We start from the raw sequence: 17,105 nt of genomic DNA, 5'->3' as shown, positions 1-17,105 counted from the left end.
TAATCCTTGAGTTTTATTTGCTTCCAAAGCGAAATCAGTGTGCTGGATTGGCGATCGGATCTCAAGAGGCAATGGCTAAGGGAGTAGCAGGCCCATCAGACTCCATTTTTAATGGCCCAAGGCCAGTCGGATCATGGCCTGTCGCAGGTTATTGCCACGAATTAAGGGGCCGAAACTTATCGAATGAAACCGAATAAAAAGCGCCTTTTACCATAACGTGAGGCGAAATAGCCTATTTAATAGGCCGCTTAATTCGCTGCAAAAACAAAAAACAGACGTTACATTAGGTTACAAATCAAGGCCGCCGGTGATCGGCATTTTTTTTGCCGATGCCTGCAAACGTTTTCAATGCCAACGGATGCGATCTAAAGGAACAAAAATGCGAAACATGATCACCATGGGTGAGTTCATCGTCAAAAAGCAGGCGGATTATCCTACCGCGACCGGCGAGCTGACCTCGTTGCTCAGCTCGATCCGCCTTGCTGCCAAGGTGGTGAACCGGGAGATCAACAAGGCGGGACTGGCGGATATCATCGGTTCCATGGGCGCTGAAAACGTACAGGGCGAGGTGCAGCAGAAGCTGGATGTCTACGCCAACGAACGCTTCAAGGCGGCGCTGGAAGCGCGCGGCGAGGTGTGCGGCATGGCTTCGGAAGAGGAAGAGGACTTCGTCGCCTTTGACTCGCCGCTCTCCAAAAACTCCAAGTATGTGGTGCTGATCGACCCGCTCGATGGCTCTTCCAATATCGACGTCAACGTCTCGGTCGGGACCATCTTCTCCATCTACCGCCGTTTGAGCCCGCAGGGTTCGCCGGTGACCCTGGAGGACTTCCTGCAACCGGGCAACCGTCAGGTCGCCGCCGGTTATGTGGTCTACGGCTCCTCCACCATGCTGGTCTACACCACAGGGTTTGGCGTCAACGGCTTTACCTACGACCCCTCCATCGGCTGCTTCTGCCTCTCCCACGAGAACATCCGCATTCCGGAAGAGGGCAAGATCTACTCCATCAACGAGGGCAACTACATCAAGTTCCCGGACGGGGTGAAGAAGTACCTGAAATATTGTCAGGAGCGCGATGAGGCGACCCACAGACCCTACACCTCCCGCTATATCGGCTCCCTGGTCTCTGATTTCCATCGCAACCTGCTCAAGGGCGGCATCTACATCTATCCGTCCGGCACCAACTCGCCGAACGGCAAGCTGCGCCTGCTCTATGAGTGCAATCCCATGGCGTTTCTGGTGGAGCAGGCCGGTGGCAAGGCCTCCGATGGCTTTGGCCGCATCATGGATATCCAGCCCACCGCGCTGCACCAGCGTACCCCTTACTTTGTTGGCTCGACCAAGATGGTGGAGCGCGCCGAGGCCTTTATGCGCGAGTTCTCCGCCCATGAGGATCCAGCCAACCAGGGCTGAACGTACGCAGTAGTCAGATAGCAAATAAAAAACGGGAGCCGATTTGGCTCCCGTTTTAGTTGGCATTCTCTCTCTGGCTCGACGCCAGCGTTGCAGAGACTCACAGGCTGTTGTTGGCCAGATCAGCCAGCAAACCATCCACCAGTTTCAGGCGCATGGCTCTGTCCTGAGTCGGCACCTGGAAACGCAATCGGGTCGGCCCGTCCATCTTGTAGACCCGTGGCTGGCTGGAGAGCAGTTTGACCAGATAGGCCGGATTGACCTTGGTCTCTTGGGTGAAGTCCAGATAGCCGCCACGCTCGCTCATCTCCACCCGGCGAATGCCAAGGGCGGTGGCACGCTGGCGGAAGGCGGCCAGCTCCAGCAGGGTTTTGGTTGCCTCCGGCAAGAGGCCAAAGCGGTCGATCAGCTCCACTTTTAGCTCGCGCAGCTCCTGCTCGTCCACCGCACTGGCGATCCGCTTGTACATGGAGAGGCGCATATTGACGTCCGGGATGTAGTCATCCGGCAGCAGTGCAGGCAGGCGCAGTTCCACCTCGGTGTGCTGGCTCATCAGCTGCTCCAGCGAGGGCTCCTTGCCATTTTTCAGCGCCTCGACCGCCTGCTCCAACATCTCCATATAGAGGGTGAAGCCGACCGATTCAATCTGGCCACTCTGATCGTCGCCGAGCAGTTCGCCTGCGCCACGGATCTCCAGATCGTGGGTCGCCAGCGCAAAACCGGCGCCGAGATCTTCAAGCGAGGCGATCGCCTCGAGCCGCTTGGCCGCATCCTTGGTCATCAGCTTGGGATGGGGGGTGAGCAGGTAGGCATAGGCCTGATGGTGAGAGCGGCCAACCCGACCCCGCAGCTGGTGCAGCTGGGCCAGACCCAGGTGATCCGCCCGATCCATGATGATGGTGTTGGCGCTCGGTACGTCGATACCGGTCTCGATAATGGTGGTGCAGACCAGCAGGTTAAAGCGCTGGTGGTAGAAGTCGGACATGATCCGCTCAAGGTCGCGCTCGCGCATCTGGCCGTGGGCGATGCCGATGCGGGCCTCTGGCACCAGCTCCGCCAGGTCGGCTGCGCACTTCTCGATGCTCTCGACATCGTTGTGCAGATAGTAAACTTGACCGCCACGCTTCAATTCCCGCAGTACCGCCTCGCGTACCACCGCCGGTTCGTGCTGACGTACGAAGGTCTTGATGGCGAGTCGCTTGGCAGGCGGGGTGGCGATGATGGAGAGATCCCGCATACCGGACATCGCCATGTTGAGGGTGCGCGGAATGGGGGTAGCGGTGAGAGTGAGGATATCCACATCGGCCCGCAATGCCTTGATCTTCTCCTTCTGGCGCACCCCGAATCTGTGCTCCTCATCGACGATGAGCAGTCCCAGATCCTTGAAGGTGAGTTCGGAGCCGAGCAGCTTGTGGGTGCCTATGATGATATCCACCTTGCCTTCGGCCAATTCCTTCATCACAGCGCTCTGCTCCTTGGCGGAGCGGAAGCGGCTCAGCACCTCGACCCGCACCGGCCAGTTGGCGAAGCGGTCGCGGAAGTTGTCGTAGTGCTGTTGCGCCAGCAGGGTGGTGGGCACCAGCACGGCGACCTGTTTGCCGCCATGCACGGCCACAAACGCCGCCCGCATAGCCACTTCGGTCTTGCCGAAACCCACGTCGCCGCACACCAGTCGGTCCATGCTCTTGGCCTGACACATGTCCCCCAGCACCGCATTGATGGCGTTGAGCTGATCGTCGGTCTCCTCGAACGGGAAGCTGGCGGCAAACTGACGATAGGCCTCTTTATCGTGCTTGAAGGCAAAACCGGCGCGAGCGGCGCGATGAGCGTAGACATCCAGCAACTCGGCTGCCACGTCGCGCACCTTCTCCGCCGCCTTGCGCCGCGCCTTGCTCCAGGCTTCACCGCCGAGCTTGTGGCTGGGCGGGTTATCAGAACCGGTGTAGCGGCTGATAAGGTGCAAACTGGTAACCGGCACGAACAGCTTGTCGCCGCCAGCATATTCGAGGGTCAAAAACTCGGTTGGCAGGCCACCGGCGTCGATGGTTTCCAGTCCCAGATAGCGGCCGACCCCATGATCCAGATGGACCACCGGCTGACCCTGGGTCAGCTCGCCCAGGTTTCTGATCACCGCATCGGAGCTTAAGTTTTTGCTCTTCTCTCGCGCCCGTTTGCTGCGCACCTTGCCGCCCAGCAGTTCGGTCTCGGTGATCAGCGCCAATGGATCCTGACCGGCCTCCTGCCACAGGAAGCCACGCTCAAGCGGTGCAACCAGCAGGCCGTGGCGATCCGGGCTCGCCATAAAGGCGTCGAGGGAGCGGAACTCCTTGGGTTGCAGCGAGATACGCGCCAGCAGATCGCCGAGTACCTCCCGTCGCCCCTCGGATTCCACCGCAAACAGGGTGCGCCCGGCAAAGCCTTGCAGGAACTGGTTGAGCGCCAGCAGGGGTTGTTCCTTGCTGTGATCGAGTTGCAGGTCGGGCAGCGCCTCGATGGGCAGATCGTGCTGACCGGCATCGCCCGCGGTGGCGGCCTCTTGCAGCCGCACCGCGCCATATTGGCCAAGGGCTGCAAAGAGCTGCTCCACCGGCAGATAGAGCTGGGCCGGTGGCAGCAGTGGGCGCGTGTTGTCCCAGCGTCTGTCTTCATAGCGCTGGCCGATATCGTTCCAGAAACGCTGAGCGGCGGGGTAGATGTCCCCCACAGTGAGCAGCAGGGTCTCTTCCGGCAGGTAGTCAAACAGGCTGGCGGTCTGGTTGAAGAAGAGCGGCAGATAGTATTCGATGCCGGCGGGCCAGCGCCCCTTGCTCACCTCCTGATAGACGGAACCCTCGGCCCGCGACAGCTCGAACTGCTCGCGGAACTGGCCGCGAAACAGTTCGATGGCCGCCTCGTCGGTGGGGTATTCCCGGGCGGGCAGCAGGCTGACCGTCTTGACCGGTTCGCTGGAACGCTGGGTTTCGGGATCGAACGGGCGGATGGAGTCCACTTCATCGTCGAAGAAGTCGATGCGATAGGGGCTGCTACTGCCCATGGGGAAGAGATCGAGCAGGGAGCCGCGAGCGGCAAATTCGCCATGTTCCAACACCTTATCCACCGCCACGTAACCCGCCTCGGCCAGCCGCCCGCGCAGCTGTTGCAGGTTGAGGCGCTGACCGGCCTTCACCATCAGGCTGTATTTGTCGAGATAGACCCGGGGGGCGCAGCGCAACATCAGGGTGGAGATGGGGACAATCAATACCCCCTTGCTCATCTGCGGCAGCTTGTAGAGGGTCTCGAGCCGCTGGGAGATGATGTCCTGATGGGGAGAGAAGGTGTCGTAGGGCAGGGTCTCCCAATCGGGGAACAGCAATACGGGGGCGGGCTGATCGGCTAGCTGCTTGTCTGCCAGCAAATAGTGCAGCTCCTGTTCAAGGCGCAAGGCGCTCGGGGTATCGGCGGTGATAAGCAGTACCGGCCCCTTGGCTTCACTGGTGAGACGGGCTGCAATCAGCGAGAGGCTGCTGCCGACCAGCTGGCCGAGCGTGATCTTTTGGCCCGCTTTGGCGGGCAAGGCGGGGAGTGTCATTGGCATGATTCGATTCTTTTAACGTTGACGTTATCTATCGCGACGTTCGCTATGGTTAGCGCTGACGTTCTTGGGCGCGCAGCTTGAGCTGCTTCGATTGCACGTGGAGGCTGGCACGAACCAGCAGTTCACGGTCATCTTCGCGGATCCGCACATAGTCGAGCTGCACATGGGTGCCATGTTCACCGCCGTCGAGCTGTTTGACCTGGCCATAGCAGTAGATGGCGGCCGCCTCTTCCCGCAGGAAGATCTTGAGGCGCACTATCTGGTGCAGGTGCGGCGCAGCCCCGTGATCATGATAGGGGTGCAGGTAGGTGAGCTGGCCAGCCCCGAAGCGCAGGGTGTGAAAGCGCTGCTCCGGATGGTCCTGCAGGGAGAGCACATAGCCCATGATCATGTCGATCTTGCGGGACTGCTGATTGACGATCTCGATCAGGTCGTGCATCGACTCGTTCTGGTTGCGCAGCAGGCGGGTGGTCACCAGATCGATGGAGGTAATGGCCGAAGAGATCCGAAAGGGCTCCGGCAGCTCAGCGTCCAGCTCCTCCAGCGAGGGGAGGTGGAAGTCGGCCGGCATGGGGATCACATTGACCGGCGTGGCATGAGTGACGCTGAAGAACTGTTCCTGCATGGAGGCTATCCCTTGTTGTCATGGACGGTTTCCCTTTATTATCCGGTATCTTATTTTGTTGGCAACGTACATATCCTTGAAGACCGGACTTTTTCAGCCCCTTTCGCTGGCCATCGGCCTGCGTTATGCAGGCTCGAAGCGCAGCAATCGCTTCGTCTCATTTATCTCCCTGTTCTCTACCTTTGGCATCGCCATCGGGGTCGCCGCCCTGATGGTGGTCATTTCGGTGATGAACGGTTTCGAAGGGCAGCTCAAAGGGCGCATCCTCGGGGTGATCCCCCATGTGGTGGTGACCAATCAGGCTGGCCGCATTGATGCCGACCCGCAAGGCTTGCCGGATCTGGCCAAATTACCCCATGTGGTTGCCTCGGCCCCCATGCTCGACAGCGAAGGGATGCTGCAAAGTCCCGGCCAGCTGACCGGGGTGAGTGTGCAGGGCATCGATCCTGCGAAGTGGCCCAAGGATGACATCCTGCACTCCCAGATGCTGGGGGGGCGCCTCGATACCCTGCAGGCCGGTCACTACCGCATCGTGCTGGGGCAGGGGGTGGCACGCCGCCTCAATGTCTCCATCGGCGATCAGGTTCGACTGATCCTGACCGAAGGGACCCGCTTCACCCCGTTTGGCCGGGTTCCGGCCCAGCGCCTCTTTACCGTCTCCGGCATCTTCGGGGTCGGCGCCGATGTGGATAACCAGATTGCGCTGATCGCCTTGGGGGATGCCCAGCGGCTGCTGCGTCTGACGCCAGAAACCGTCGGTGGCATTCGCCTCTGGCTCGATGATCCCTTTGCCGCTGACGAGGTGATCAAGACGCCGTTGCCGGATGGGCTGCTGTGGCAGGATTGGCGCCGCGAGCGGGGCGAGCTGTTCCAGGCGGTCGCCATGGAAAAACGGATGATGGGGCTGATGCTGGTGCTGATCATCGCCGTCGCTACTTTCAACATCCTCTCCGCGCTGGTGATGGTGGTGACGGACAAGGAGGGTGAAGTGGCCATCCTGCGCACCATGGGCATGAGTGAATCGGGGATCGTCAAAATCTTCATGGTACTCGGCGCCTCCAGCGGGGTGATTGGCGCTCTGTTTGGCGGACTGGCAGGCCTTGCGCTCTCCTTGGGTCTCAACCCCCTGCTCAATGCAGTGGGGCTCAACCTCTATATGGCGGCGGGCGGCAGTGGCTTGCCGGTGATTGTCGAGCCGGCTCAGGTCATCACCATTTTGCTGGGCGCCGTGCTGCTGAGCTTCAGTGCCACCCTCTATCCGGCGGCCCACGCTGCGCGGGTGAAACCGGCCGAGGCGCTGCGTTATGAGTAATGCCGTGAATAATGCATCTTCTGTTGTGACTGGTGCCCCCGTAGTTGCGGGTGCCAGCGTTGTTACCGAGGCAAGTGGAGCCCCTGTTATGAATGAAGCCGTATCCCGTGAACCTCTGCTGCGCTGCCAGGCGCTCAACCATGTCTATAAAGAGGGGGAGCTGGAGACTCAGGTGCTCAAGGGGATCGATCTCTGCGTCGCACCCGGTGAAATGCTGGCGGTGGTGGGGAGCTCCGGCTCCGGCAAGACCACTCTGCTGCATCTGATGGGGGCGCTGGACAACCCCTCCAGCGGCGCCGTGCTGTTCAAGGGGGAGGATATCCACCACTGGGACAGCCGTACCCAGGCTCGCTTTCGCAACCGCGAGCTGGGCTTTGTCTACCAGTTCCACCACCTGCTCTCCGAGTTCAGTGCGTTGGAAAATGCAGCCATGCCGCTGCTGATCGCCGGTGAGTCGGTGGCGATTGCCACCGAAAAGGCAACCAAGATGCTGGGGCGGGTGGGGCTTTCCCATCGCTTGAATCACCGTCCTTCCGAGCTCTCCGGCGGTGAACGCCAGCGGGTGGCGATTGCCCGGGCGCTGGTCAACGAACCGAGTCTGGTATTGGCGGACGAACCCACCGGTAATCTGGATCACGCCAGTGCCACGGCGGTGTACGAACTGCTATGTGAACTGAATCGTGAACTGGGCACTGCGTTTGTGGTAGTGACTCACGACTTGAGCCTCGCGGCCAAGCTCCATCGCCGGGTGACCCTGGTGAGCGGCGTGATGGCGGAGGTTGCCTGATGTTCAAACCGCTGCCCCTCTTTCTGGGCCTGCGTTACAGCCGCTCCCGCCGTCGCAACGGGTTTATCGCCTTTATCTCTGCCTCTTCCCTGATCGGTATTGCCCTCGGGGTGATGGCGCTGATCCTGGGCCTCTCCGCCATGAACGGTTTCGAGCGGGAGCTCAAAGATCGGGTGCTCTCGGTCGTGCCGCAAGGTGAGCTGGACGCCGTCGAGCGGCCGCTGCCGGATTGGCCCCGTCTGCGCGACTACCTGCTGGCCCAGCCGGGCGTTGAGGCGGCAGCCCCGGTCATTCGCCTCAATGGCCTGCTGGAGCATGGCTCTGCCCTCAAGGGGGTGCAACTGCGTGCCGTGCTGCCCGATCTGGAAGCCAATCTGTCGGATGCGGGCAAATACATGACGGGCCGTGGTCTGCGTGAGCTGCAACCGGGTGAACGTGGGGTGATCCTTGGCAAGACCATTGCCGACAAACTGGGCGTCAAGGTGGGTGACACTCTTGGTTTGTTGTTGCCACAAGGGGGCGATCAGGCGGGGATCAAGAATCCTCGCCGCGAAGCCCTGACCGTGGTGGGGCTGCTGGAGATCGGCGGTCAGCTCGACGGCCTGCTCGGCTTTATGCATCTGGCTGATGCGCAAGCTATCACCGGTATGGGCAGCGATGTGGAAGGTTTCAGTCTGCGGGTGAGCGATGTGCTCAAGGCGCAATCCATCACCGTAGCCGCCGCGCAGCAGTTCCCTCATCACGTCTATATCCGCAGCTGGATGAACAGCCAGGGCTACCTCTATCAGGACATCCAGATGGTGCGTACCGTCATGTATGTGGTGATGCTGATGGTGGTGGCTGTCGCCTGCTTCAATATCGTCTCCACTCTGGTGATGGCGGTGAACGAGAAGCGCAGCGAGATTGCCATCCTGAAAACCATGGGGGCGAGCCCCGGCCAGATCCGGCTTACCTTCGTCATTCAGGGGATGGTCAACGGCGTGGCCGGTGCCCTACTCGGTGCCCTGCTGGGCGGGCTGCTTTCGAGCAAGCTGACCCAGATCCTGAGCGTTGTCGAAAAGCTCATCGGCCACCGCTTCCTCAATCCGGATATCTACTTTATCGACTTCCTGCCGACCGAGTTGCATATGCAGGATCTGCTTATCGTGACGGGGGCGGCCATCCTGATGAGTCTGGTGGCGACCCTCTATCCCGCCTGGCGGGCGAGCGGTCTGGTGCCGTCCCGCGAGCTGGGTCACTGATGCGTTGCATCTAATGCGCAATAAAGAACGAAGGGCCCGCCGGTGCAAACCGGCGGGCCCTTCTGTTTTCAGGTCATGTAGACTGGCTTAGTGCGCGTTAAGCTCATCGAGTGGCAGGGAGAAGCTGGCCACGAAGGTGTCGATAAAGTAGCGCATCTCATCGCTCATCCGGGCTGCCAGCATGGCTTCAAGGCGCTTGCGAGCCGGTTCGAACTCCCGGTTGCCTGCGTTGATCTCCTCCAGACACTTGGTATAGGCGCAGAGGGTGTCGGCATCTTTCACCAGTTTGGTCAGTTCTTCATTCTGCGCGCCAGATTGTACGCGAGAGTCGAGCAGGGGGCGAAAGTCCTCCACCAGTTCCGGCGGCAGCATGCCGAGCAGACGCTGCTCGGCGGCCAGCTCTATCTTTTTGTACTCGCGGGCGATTTCGGGGTTGAAATATTTGACCGGGGTGGGCAGATCGCCGGTCAGCACCTCGCTGCTGTCGTGATAGAGCGCCATCACGGCGGCGCGGTCGGCATTCACGCTGCCGCCAAACAGCCGGTTTTTGATGATGCCGAGGGCATGGGCCACCATGGCCACCTGCAGGCTGTGTTCGGCAATGTTTTCCGGCTGGATGTTGCGCATCAGGGGCCAGCGGTAGATGAGTTTCATACGGGCGAGATTGGCGAAAAAGTGGCTGGGTAACATGACGGCCTCAACAAAAGAGAATAGAAAAGGGCAGACCCTAGTCTGCCCTTTTTTTCGTTGCAGGGCAGCGTCTGCCCACGCATTTCCCGCCGTTAGCGGATATAGCGGCCCGATTCCGCTTCCTGGTTGGTCACAATCATCTGGCCGATGGGCGCCAGACTGATGAGTGCCAGCTTGAGGTGCTGGATACCGAACGGGATACCGACGATGGTCACGAAGCAGGCCAGCGCGGAAGCGATGTGGCCGATGGCCAGCCAGACACCGATCAGCACAAACCAGAGGATATTGCCAATCAGCCCCAGAGTACCGGTGCCGATATCGCTCTGGCCTGTCATGGTCTTGCGATTGACCGCCTGCTTGCCAAACGGGAAGAAGGTAAAGGTGCCGATCACGAAGCAGGCACGTCCCCAGGGGATGCCGACCAGCGAGATAAAGCAGACAAGACCGGCCAGCCACCAGGCCAGGCCCATAAAGACACCTCCCAGTACAAACCAGAGCAGATTGAACAAGAAGCGGAAAAAGGCCATGTGAGTGACTCCAGATCATCAATTTGGTTGCCACCATAACGAGGGAGGGGTAGGGACGCAATGGTTGATTGGTCCAATCGCCATTTGGCTGGTCAAATTGAGTCGCCGCCCGCAACGGCGGGCTGTTTTTCGGCGAAAGATGGGTAATAAAGCGGCGTTCGGATGAAAAAAGGTGAGCAAACGCAAAATTATTGCCATCGGATAGTTGAAGTCGGGCACCTCTCTCCCCATATAAAGGGCAGTTTTGCACGAATTGTGCTTGCACGCCGCTCAATGTGGGGGATGTGTGGCTCGACTCGACCAAAGTGCGCCGCTATAATGCCGCGTCATATTTTCTCATCACAAAGACATATCGTTGTCTTTATAAACAGGAAGACTCCGGGCTTTGCCCAGGGGCAATAAAGGGTCAGCACACAGTGCTGAGTTGAACGAGGTAGAAGAATGCAAGTTTCTGTAGAGACAACCCAGGGTCTGGAACGCCGTCTTACCATCACTGTACCGGCCGCTACCGTAGACGCCGCTGTGCGTAAAGAATTGAATGGCCTGGCCAAAACTCGTCGCATCGACGGTTTCCGTCCTGGCAAGGCTCCGGTTGCCATCATCAAGAAGATGTTCGGCGCCATGGCTCACGCCCGCGTTGCTGATGAAATGATGCAGAGCAACTTCATCAAAGCCATCATCGAAAACAAACTGAGCCCGGCCGGCGCCCCGACCATGGATCCGAAAGAGATCAAAGAGGGTCAGGATTTCGAATTCACCGCCACTTTCGAAGTGTATCCGGAGTTCGAAGTTGCAGGTCTCGAGACCATCAAGGTCGAGAAGCCGGTTGCTACCGTGAAGGATGAAGATCTGGCCAACATGATCGACACCCTGCGCAAGCAGCACGCTACCTGGGCTGATGCCGATGTTGCCGCTGCCAATGGCATGCGTGTGACCATGGACTTCGTCGGTTCCATCGACGGTGAAGAGTTCGACGGCGGCAAAGCTGAAGGCTTCAACCTGGTGCTGGGCGCTGGCCGCATGATCCCGGGCTTCGAAGACGCCATCCTGGGCAAGAAAGCGGGCGACGAGTTCACCATCGAAGTGACCTTCCCTGCTGACTACCACGCTGAAAACCTGAAAGGCAAAGAGGCCAAGTTCGCTTCCAAGCTGATCAAGGTTGAAGAGCAGATCCTGCCTGAGCTGACCGAAGAGTTCGTGAAGCGTTTCGGTATCGAAAGCGGTTCTGTTGAAGAGCTGAAAGCCGAAGTGCGCAAGAACATGGAGCGCGAACTGGCTCAAGCCCTGAAAAACAGCGTGAAAGAGCAGGTTCTGAACGGTCTGGTTGAAGCCAACCAAATCGACCTGCCGAAAGCAGCTGTTGCTCAAGAGATCGACGCACTGCGTCAGCAGGCTCTGCAGCGCTTCGGTGGCTTCCAGGGCGGCAACGCTCCCGAGCTGCCGGCTGAACTGTTCCAGGCTCAAGCCGAGCGTCGTGTACGCGTAGGCCTGCTGCTGGGTGACGTGATCCGCACCAACGAGATCAAGGCTGACGATGCCCGTGTAAACAGCATCATCGAGTCCATGGCGACTGCCTACGAAGATCCGAAGGAAGTGATCGAGTACTACCAGAAGAACGAACAGATGCTGAACGGCGTTCGTAACCTGGCAGTAGAAGATCAAGCCATCGACCTGATCCTGTCCAAAGCGCAAGTGACCGAAAAAGAAGTTGCCTTTGACGAAGTGATCAACAAGTCTGGCGCCGCTGCCTAAGAACATTTGACTTAAGGTCAAGACTGTTAAGTATAATGGCTCGTGTGATCTCCACTCGGGCCATTTTATTTTAGGGACAATGCCTTATGTACAAGAACTATAACGATATGACCGATTCTCCCAGCAATGCGCTGGTCCCCATCGTGGTCGAACAGACTGCCAAGGGTGAACGTTCCTACGATATTTACTCCCGTCTGTTGAAAGAGCGGGTGATCTTCCTGACTGGTCAGGTTGAAGATCACATGGCCAATCTGGTGGTTGCCCAGTTGCTGTTCCTCGAGTCCGAGAATCCGGACAAGGACATCTATATCTACATCAACTCGCCGGGTGGTTCGGTGACTGCGGGCATGTCCATCTATGACACCATGCAGTTCATCAAGCCGGATGTCAGCACCGTCTGCATGGGGCAGGCCTGCTCCATGGGTGCCTTCCTGCTGGCCGGTGGCGCCAAGGGCAAGCGTTTCTGCCTGCCTAACGCCCGCGTGATGATCCACCAGCCGCTGGGTGGCTTCCAGGGTCAGGCATCTGATATCCAGATCCACGCCCAAGAGATCCTGAAGATCAAAAATACCCTGAACGAGCGCCTGGCGTTCCACACCGGTCAGGACATGGCTACTATCGAGCGTGACACCGATCGTGACAACTTCATGTCCGCCGAGCAGGCCGTGGCCTATGGTCTGGTAGACGGTGTCCTGAGCCAGCGTAGCTGAGCAGGGTGTCCCGGTCTGTTGTAAACTCAACAGGCCGATCCATCCTCTATTGATAAAACGAGGTTGCTGAATGACAGAGAAACGCAAGGGTGAGGGTGATAAGCTGCTCTACTGCTCTTTTTGCGGCAAAAGCCAGCATGAAGTGCGCAAGCTGATCGCTGGCCCTTCCGTCTACATATGTGATGAGTGCGTCGAGCTGTGCAACGACATCATCCGCGAAGAGATCCGCGAGATCTCGCCCAAGCGCGATGGTAACGAGCTGCCGACCCCTCATCAGATCCGCGCTCATCTCGATGACTATGTGATCGGGCAGGAGTACGCCAAGAAGGTGTTGGCCGTTGCCGTCTACAACCACTACAAGCGTCTGCGCAACAGCGGCGAAAACAGTGGTGTGGAGCTCGGCAAGTCCAACATCCTGCTGATTGGCCCGACCGGTAGCGGCAAAACCCTGCTGGCCGAGACTCTGGCTCGTCTGCTGGATGTGCCGTTCACCATGGCCGATGCGACCACCCTGACCGAAGCCGGTTATGTGGGCGAGGACGTGGAGAACATCATCCAGAAGCTGCTGCAAAAGTGCGACTACGACGTAGAGAAGGCCCAGCGTGGCATCGTCTATATCGACGAGATCGACAAGATCTCTCGCAAGTCGGACAACCCCTCCATCACCCGAGATGTCTCCGGGGAAGGGGTACAGCAGGCACTGCTCAAGCTGATTGAAGGGACCATCGCTTCCGTGCCGCCGCAAGGTGGTCGCAAGCATCCGCAGCAGGAGTTCTTGCAGGTTGATACCTCCAAGATCCTCTTCATCTGCGGCGGTGCCTTTGCTGGTCTGGACAAGGTGATCGAGCAGCGTTCCGTGAAGGGAACCGGTATCGGTTTTGGCGCTGAGGTGAAATCCAAGGATGCCAAGGCCACCCTGAGCGAGACCTTCGCCAAGGTGGAGCCGGAAGATCTGATCAAGTATGGTCTCATCCCCGAGTTCATCGGCCGTCTGCCGGTGGTCGCGACCCTGACCGAGCTGGATGAGTCTGCCCTTATCCAGATCCTGAAAGAGCCGAAAAACGCGCTGACCAAACAGTACGCTGCATTGTTCGATCTGGAAGGGGTTGAGCTGGAGTTCCGTGATGATGCGCTCAACGCCATTGCCCGCAAGGCGATGGAGCGTAAAACCGGTGCTCGTGGTCTGCGTTCCATCGTGGAAGCCGTGCTGCTGGATACCATGTATGACCTGCCTTCTCTGGAAGGGGTCAGCAAGGTGGTGATCGACGAGACCGTGATCAAAGGGGACTCTGCGCCCTTGATGATCTACGAAAATCCCGAAACCCAGGCTGCTGCATCAGAGTAAATGTCTGATTTTTAATCAAATGGAAGGGGCTTTTTGCCCCTTTCATGCTTTTTACGGTTTCGGCGATTGAATCTCATCTCAGCGCCCCCATATACTCAGCCAAGCGCTTTGCCAACGGTATAACAAGCCGAGAGGACATATATGAACCTAGAGCGTTCAGAACGCATCGAGATTCCCGTCCTGCCTCTTCGTGACGTGGTGGTTTATCCCCACATGGTCATTCCACTCTTTGTGGGGCGGGAAAAATCCATTCGCTGTCTGGAAGCGGCCATGGAGCAGGACAAGAAAGTTCTGCTGGTGGCCCAGAAGGATGCGTCAACCGATGAGCCAACGGTGGAGGAGATCTTCACCGTCGGGACAGTGGCCAATATTCTGCAGATGCTCAAGCTGCCGGACGGCACCGTCAAGGTGCTGGTAGAGGGTGGGCAGCGTGCCCGCCTGGAGCGGATGATCGACGACAAGGATTTCTTTGTCTGCGAGGCCCAGTACATCCCCTCCCAAGCCATTGAGGAGAAGGATCAGGAAGTACTGGTTCGCTCCGCCATCGGCCAGTTTGAAGGTTATATCAAGCTCAACAAGAAGATCCCGCCCGAGGTACTGACCTCGATCTCGGCGATCGACGATGCTGCGCGTCTGGCTGACACCATGGCGGCCCACATGCCGCTCAAGCTGGAAGACAAGCAGAAGGTGCTGGAGATCGTCTCTGTCTCCGAGCGCATCGAATTCCTGATGGCGATGATGGAGTCGGAAATTGACCTGCTGCAGGTCGAGAAGCGCATCCGTACTCGCGTCAAGAAGCAGATGGAAAAGAGCCAGCGCGAGTATTACCTCAACGAGCAGATGAAGGCCATCCAGAAAGAGCTGGGTGAGCTGGAAGATAGCCCGGATGAGTTTGAAGCCCTCAATCGCAAGATTGAAGAGGCTGGCATGCCGGAAGATGCCCGTGAAAAGGCCCAGGCCGAGCTTGCCAAGCTGAAGATGATGTCTCCCATGTCCGCCGAGGCTACCGTGGTTCGCAGCTATGTGGACTGGATGGTACAGGTGCCGTGGAAGGCGCGATCCAAGGTCAAGAAAGATCTTGGCAAGGCGCAAGAGGTGCTGGATGCCGATCACTATGGCCTCGAGAAGGTCAAGGATCGCATCCTCGAATATCTGGCGGTACAGGCACGGGTGAACAAGCTCAAGGGCCCCATCCTCTGTCTGGTTGGGCCTCCCGGTGTGGGCAAGACCTCGCTGGGCCAATCCATCGCCAAGGCGACAGGCCGCAAATATGTGCGGATGGCCCTCGGTGGGGTGCGTGACGAAGCGGAGATCCGCGGTCACCGCCGTACCTATATTGGTTCCATGCCCGGCAAACTCATCCAGAAGATGGCGAAAGTCGGTGTGAAGAACCCGCTGTTCCTGCTCGACGAGATCGACAAGATGAGCTCGGACATGCGTGGCGATCCCGCATCCGCCTTGCTGGAAGTGCTGGATCCGGAACAGAACAACAGCTTCAACGATCACTATCTGGAAGTTGATTATGACCTGTCGGACGTCATGTTCGTGGCCACCTCCAACTCCATGAACATCCCGGGTCCGTTGCTGGACCGGATGGAAGTGATCCGTCTCTCCGGTTATACCGAAGATGAGAAGCTCAACATTGCCAAGCAGCATCTGGTTGCCAAGCAGATCCAGCGCAACGGCCTGAAAGAGTCCGAGATCACCATCGAAGATTCTGCCCTGGTCGGAGTGATCCGCTACTACACCCGCGAGGCGGGGGTGCGGAGTCTGGAGCGCGAGATCTCCAAGATTTGTCGCAAGGCGGTCAAGCGCATCCTGCTGGACAAGAGCATCAAGCATGTTCAGGTCAATCAGGAGAACCTCAAGGAGTTCCTCGGGGTGCAGCGTTTCGATTACGGCAAGGCCACCGACCAGAATCAAGTGGGTCAGGTGTGTGGTCTGGCGTGGACCGAAGTGGGAGGCGATCTGCTCACCATCGAGACCACCAACATGCCTGGCAAGGGCAAGCTCACTTATACCGGTTCCCTCGGTGACGTTATGCAGGAGTCGATCCAGGCGGCCATGACGGTCGTACGAGCCCGTGCCGAGAAGCTGCGCATCAACGCCGACTTCTACGAGAAGCGCGATATCCACGTGCACGTACCGGAAGGGGCAACCCCGAAAGATGGTCCGAGCGCCGGTATCGCCATGTGTACCGCCCTGGTCTCCAGCTTGACCGGTAATCCGGTTCGTGCTGATGTGGCGATGACAGGGGAGATCACCTTGCGCGGCGAAGTGCTGCCTATCGGTGGTCTCAAGGAGAAGTTGCTGGCAGCCCACCGTGGCGGCATCAAGCGAGTGCTTATTCCGAAAGAGAACGAGCGTGACCTTGAGGAGATCCCGGCAAACGTCAAACAAGACCTTGAAATTTATCCTGTTCGCTGGATTGACGAGGTGCTGGAATTGGCGTTGCAGGACAATCCACAGGGGTTTGAGCGCGTTTCTGTCGTGTAAATGTTGATGCGCCGCAAATTTGGCGCATTCGGCGGGTGGTTAAGGCTTGCATGCGCCCGATAACGGAAGTAGCCTTGACCACCGATCGGGTACTCGTGATGAGTCGCAATGCGTTGTGTGGCGCGGGTTTGCGCCAGATTGTCACTTGCAACTGATCAGGAGGCTTGCTATAAAACCTCCACTTGTTGTGGCCAGGGAAATCAGCGCCGCAGCGGTGTTTGATAAAAGGGGAATATAAGAGTGAATAAATCTCAACTGATTGACAAGATTGCAGACGGTGCCGATATCTCCAAAGCTGCCGCTGGCCGTGCGTTGGATGCCTTCATTGATGCTGTTGGTGAAGCGCTGAAAGAGGGTGACCAGGTTGCTCTGGTTGGTTTCGGTACTTTCGCTGTACGCGAGCGTGCTGCCCGTTCAGGCCGTAACCCGCAGACTGGCGCGACCATCGAAATCGCTGCTGGTAAAGTTCCTGCCTTCAAAGCCGGTAAGGCCCTGAAAGACGCTGTTAACTAAGTCGGTCGCTGATATCCGTCGGCTACCGTCCTTGGTCGCAGACCAGACAAGTTAGAGAGTCTTCTCTCATACTGATTGACCAAGGCGCATCGCAATCGGTGCGCCTTTTTATTGTTTAC

13 protein-coding genes are annotated in these 17,105 nt (G+C 58.5%); 9 read left to right on the top strand and 4 right to left on the bottom strand.

Annotated features, from left to right (window positions below; genetic code table 11):
* The first annotated feature begins 379 nt into the window (after positions 1–379).
* Positions 380–1,414, top strand: coding sequence for a class 1 fructose-bisphosphatase (gene fbp / locus AB5Y71_RS08295; RefSeq protein ID WP_005336993.1), 1,035 nt, complete (start codon positions 380–382; stop codon positions 1,412–1,414).
* Positions 1,415–1,514: 100 nt separating this feature from the next.
* On the opposite strand, the gene mfd is transcribed toward fbp, so the two are convergent.
* The gene (mfd, locus tag AB5Y71_RS08290; protein ID WP_368171398.1) at positions 1,515–4,982 is read right to left on the bottom strand and encodes a transcription-repair coupling factor; all 3,468 of its coding nucleotides are present in this window, start codon (positions 4,980–4,982) and stop codon (positions 1,515–1,517) included.
* A gap of 55 nt (positions 4,983–5,037) precedes the next feature.
* On the bottom strand, positions 5,038–5,613 hold the full coding sequence (locus tag AB5Y71_RS08285; RefSeq protein ID WP_005336991.1) for a hypothetical protein: 576 nt from the start codon (positions 5,611–5,613) through the stop codon (positions 5,038–5,040).
* A 76-nt stretch (positions 5,614–5,689) separates the two neighbouring features.
* Between AB5Y71_RS08285 and AB5Y71_RS08280 the strand changes: the two genes are divergently transcribed.
* The 3 genes from AB5Y71_RS08280 to lolE all read left to right on the top strand — a co-directional run bounded on the left by AB5Y71_RS08280 (position 5,690) and on the right by lolE (position 8,953).
* Positions 5,690–6,925, top strand: a complete 1,236-nt coding sequence (locus AB5Y71_RS08280; RefSeq protein ID WP_368171371.1) for a lipoprotein-releasing ABC transporter permease subunit — start codon at positions 5,690–5,692, stop codon at positions 6,923–6,925.
* A gap of 88 nt (positions 6,926–7,013) precedes the next feature.
* Positions 7,014–7,712 (top strand): lipoprotein-releasing ABC transporter ATP-binding protein LolD, encoded by a 699-nt coding sequence (gene lolD / locus AB5Y71_RS08275; RefSeq protein WP_236272764.1) that lies wholly within the window; start codon positions 7,014–7,016, stop codon positions 7,710–7,712.
* Positions 7,712–8,953, top strand: a complete 1,242-nt coding sequence (gene lolE, locus AB5Y71_RS08270) for a lipoprotein-releasing ABC transporter permease subunit LolE (RefSeq protein ID WP_368171370.1) — start codon at positions 7,712–7,714, stop codon at positions 8,951–8,953. Before lolD ends, lolE begins: the two co-directional genes overlap by 1 nt.
* An 87-nt stretch (positions 8,954–9,040) precedes the next feature.
* Here the strand turns inward: lolE and yfbR are convergent, their stop codons facing one another.
* Both yfbR and AB5Y71_RS08260 read right to left on the bottom strand, forming a co-directional pair.
* Positions 9,041–9,643, bottom strand: a complete 603-nt coding sequence (gene yfbR / locus AB5Y71_RS08265) for a 5'-deoxynucleotidase (RefSeq protein ID WP_368171369.1) — start codon at positions 9,641–9,643, stop codon at positions 9,041–9,043.
* 92 nt (positions 9,644–9,735) lie between these two features.
* Positions 9,736–10,170, bottom strand: coding sequence for a YccF domain-containing protein (locus tag AB5Y71_RS08260; protein ID WP_323892466.1), 435 nt, complete (start codon positions 10,168–10,170; stop codon positions 9,736–9,738).
* A gap of 441 nt (positions 10,171–10,611) precedes the next feature.
* On the opposite strand from AB5Y71_RS08260, the gene tig reads away from it, so the two are divergent.
* From tig to hupB, 5 genes are all read left to right on the top strand, one after another.
* Positions 10,612–11,922, top strand: a complete 1,311-nt coding sequence (gene tig, locus AB5Y71_RS08255; RefSeq protein WP_005345092.1) for a trigger factor — start codon at positions 10,612–10,614, stop codon at positions 11,920–11,922.
* Positions 11,923–12,008: 86 nt separating this feature from the next.
* Positions 12,009–12,632, top strand: a complete 624-nt coding sequence (gene clpP / locus AB5Y71_RS08250; RefSeq protein ID WP_005336979.1) for an ATP-dependent Clp endopeptidase proteolytic subunit ClpP — start codon at positions 12,009–12,011, stop codon at positions 12,630–12,632.
* A gap of 70 nt (positions 12,633–12,702) precedes the next feature.
* Complete coding sequence (gene clpX / locus AB5Y71_RS08245; RefSeq protein ID WP_005336977.1) at positions 12,703–13,977, top strand: ATP-dependent protease ATP-binding subunit ClpX; 1,275 nt, start codon at positions 12,703–12,705, stop codon at positions 13,975–13,977.
* A 141-nt stretch (positions 13,978–14,118) separates the two neighbouring features.
* A complete protein-coding gene (gene lon / locus AB5Y71_RS08240; RefSeq protein ID WP_005336976.1) occupies positions 14,119–16,473 on the top strand; it encodes an endopeptidase La in 2,355 nt (784 codons plus the stop codon).
* Positions 16,474–16,713: 240 nt separating this feature from the next.
* Positions 16,714–16,986, top strand: coding sequence for a nucleoid-associated protein HU-beta (gene hupB / locus AB5Y71_RS08235; protein WP_005315375.1), 273 nt, complete (start codon positions 16,714–16,716; stop codon positions 16,984–16,986).
* The last annotated feature ends 119 nt before the right edge of the window (positions 16,987–17,105 follow it).

Origin of the sequence: Aeromonas sp. R9-2, from assembly GCF_040908025.1 — a bacterium.
Taxonomy (GTDB): Bacteria; Pseudomonadota; Gammaproteobacteria; order Enterobacterales; family Aeromonadaceae; genus Aeromonas; species Aeromonas veronii.
This window is presented reverse-complemented; position numbering and strand designations above follow the sequence as displayed.

Coding starts and splice junctions, on each gene's coding strand:
- fbp (WP_005336993.1), top strand. CDS start 380: ATGCGAAACATGATCACCATGGGTGAGTTCATCGTCAAAAAGCAGGCG.
- mfd (WP_368171398.1), bottom strand. CDS start 4,982: ATGACACTCCCCGCCTTGCCCGCCAAAGCGGGCCAAAAGATCACGCTC.
- AB5Y71_RS08285 (WP_005336991.1), bottom strand. CDS start 5,613: ATGCAGGAACAGTTCTTCAGCGTCACTCATGCCACGCCGGTCAATGTG.
- lolD (WP_236272764.1), top strand. CDS start 7,014: ATGAATGAAGCCGTATCCCGTGAACCTCTGCTGCGCTGCCAGGCGCTC.
- lolE (WP_368171370.1), top strand. CDS start 7,712: ATGTTCAAACCGCTGCCCCTCTTTCTGGGCCTGCGTTACAGCCGCTCC.
- yfbR (WP_368171369.1), bottom strand. CDS start 9,643: ATGTTACCCAGCCACTTTTTCGCCAATCTCGCCCGTATGAAACTCATC.
- AB5Y71_RS08260 (WP_323892466.1), bottom strand. CDS start 10,170: ATGGCCTTTTTCCGCTTCTTGTTCAATCTGCTCTGGTTTGTACTGGGA.
- tig (WP_005345092.1), top strand. CDS start 10,612: ATGCAAGTTTCTGTAGAGACAACCCAGGGTCTGGAACGCCGTCTTACC.
- clpP (WP_005336979.1), top strand. CDS start 12,009: ATGTACAAGAACTATAACGATATGACCGATTCTCCCAGCAATGCGCTG.
- clpX (WP_005336977.1), top strand. CDS start 12,703: ATGACAGAGAAACGCAAGGGTGAGGGTGATAAGCTGCTCTACTGCTCT.
- lon (WP_005336976.1), top strand. CDS start 14,119: ATGAACCTAGAGCGTTCAGAACGCATCGAGATTCCCGTCCTGCCTCTT.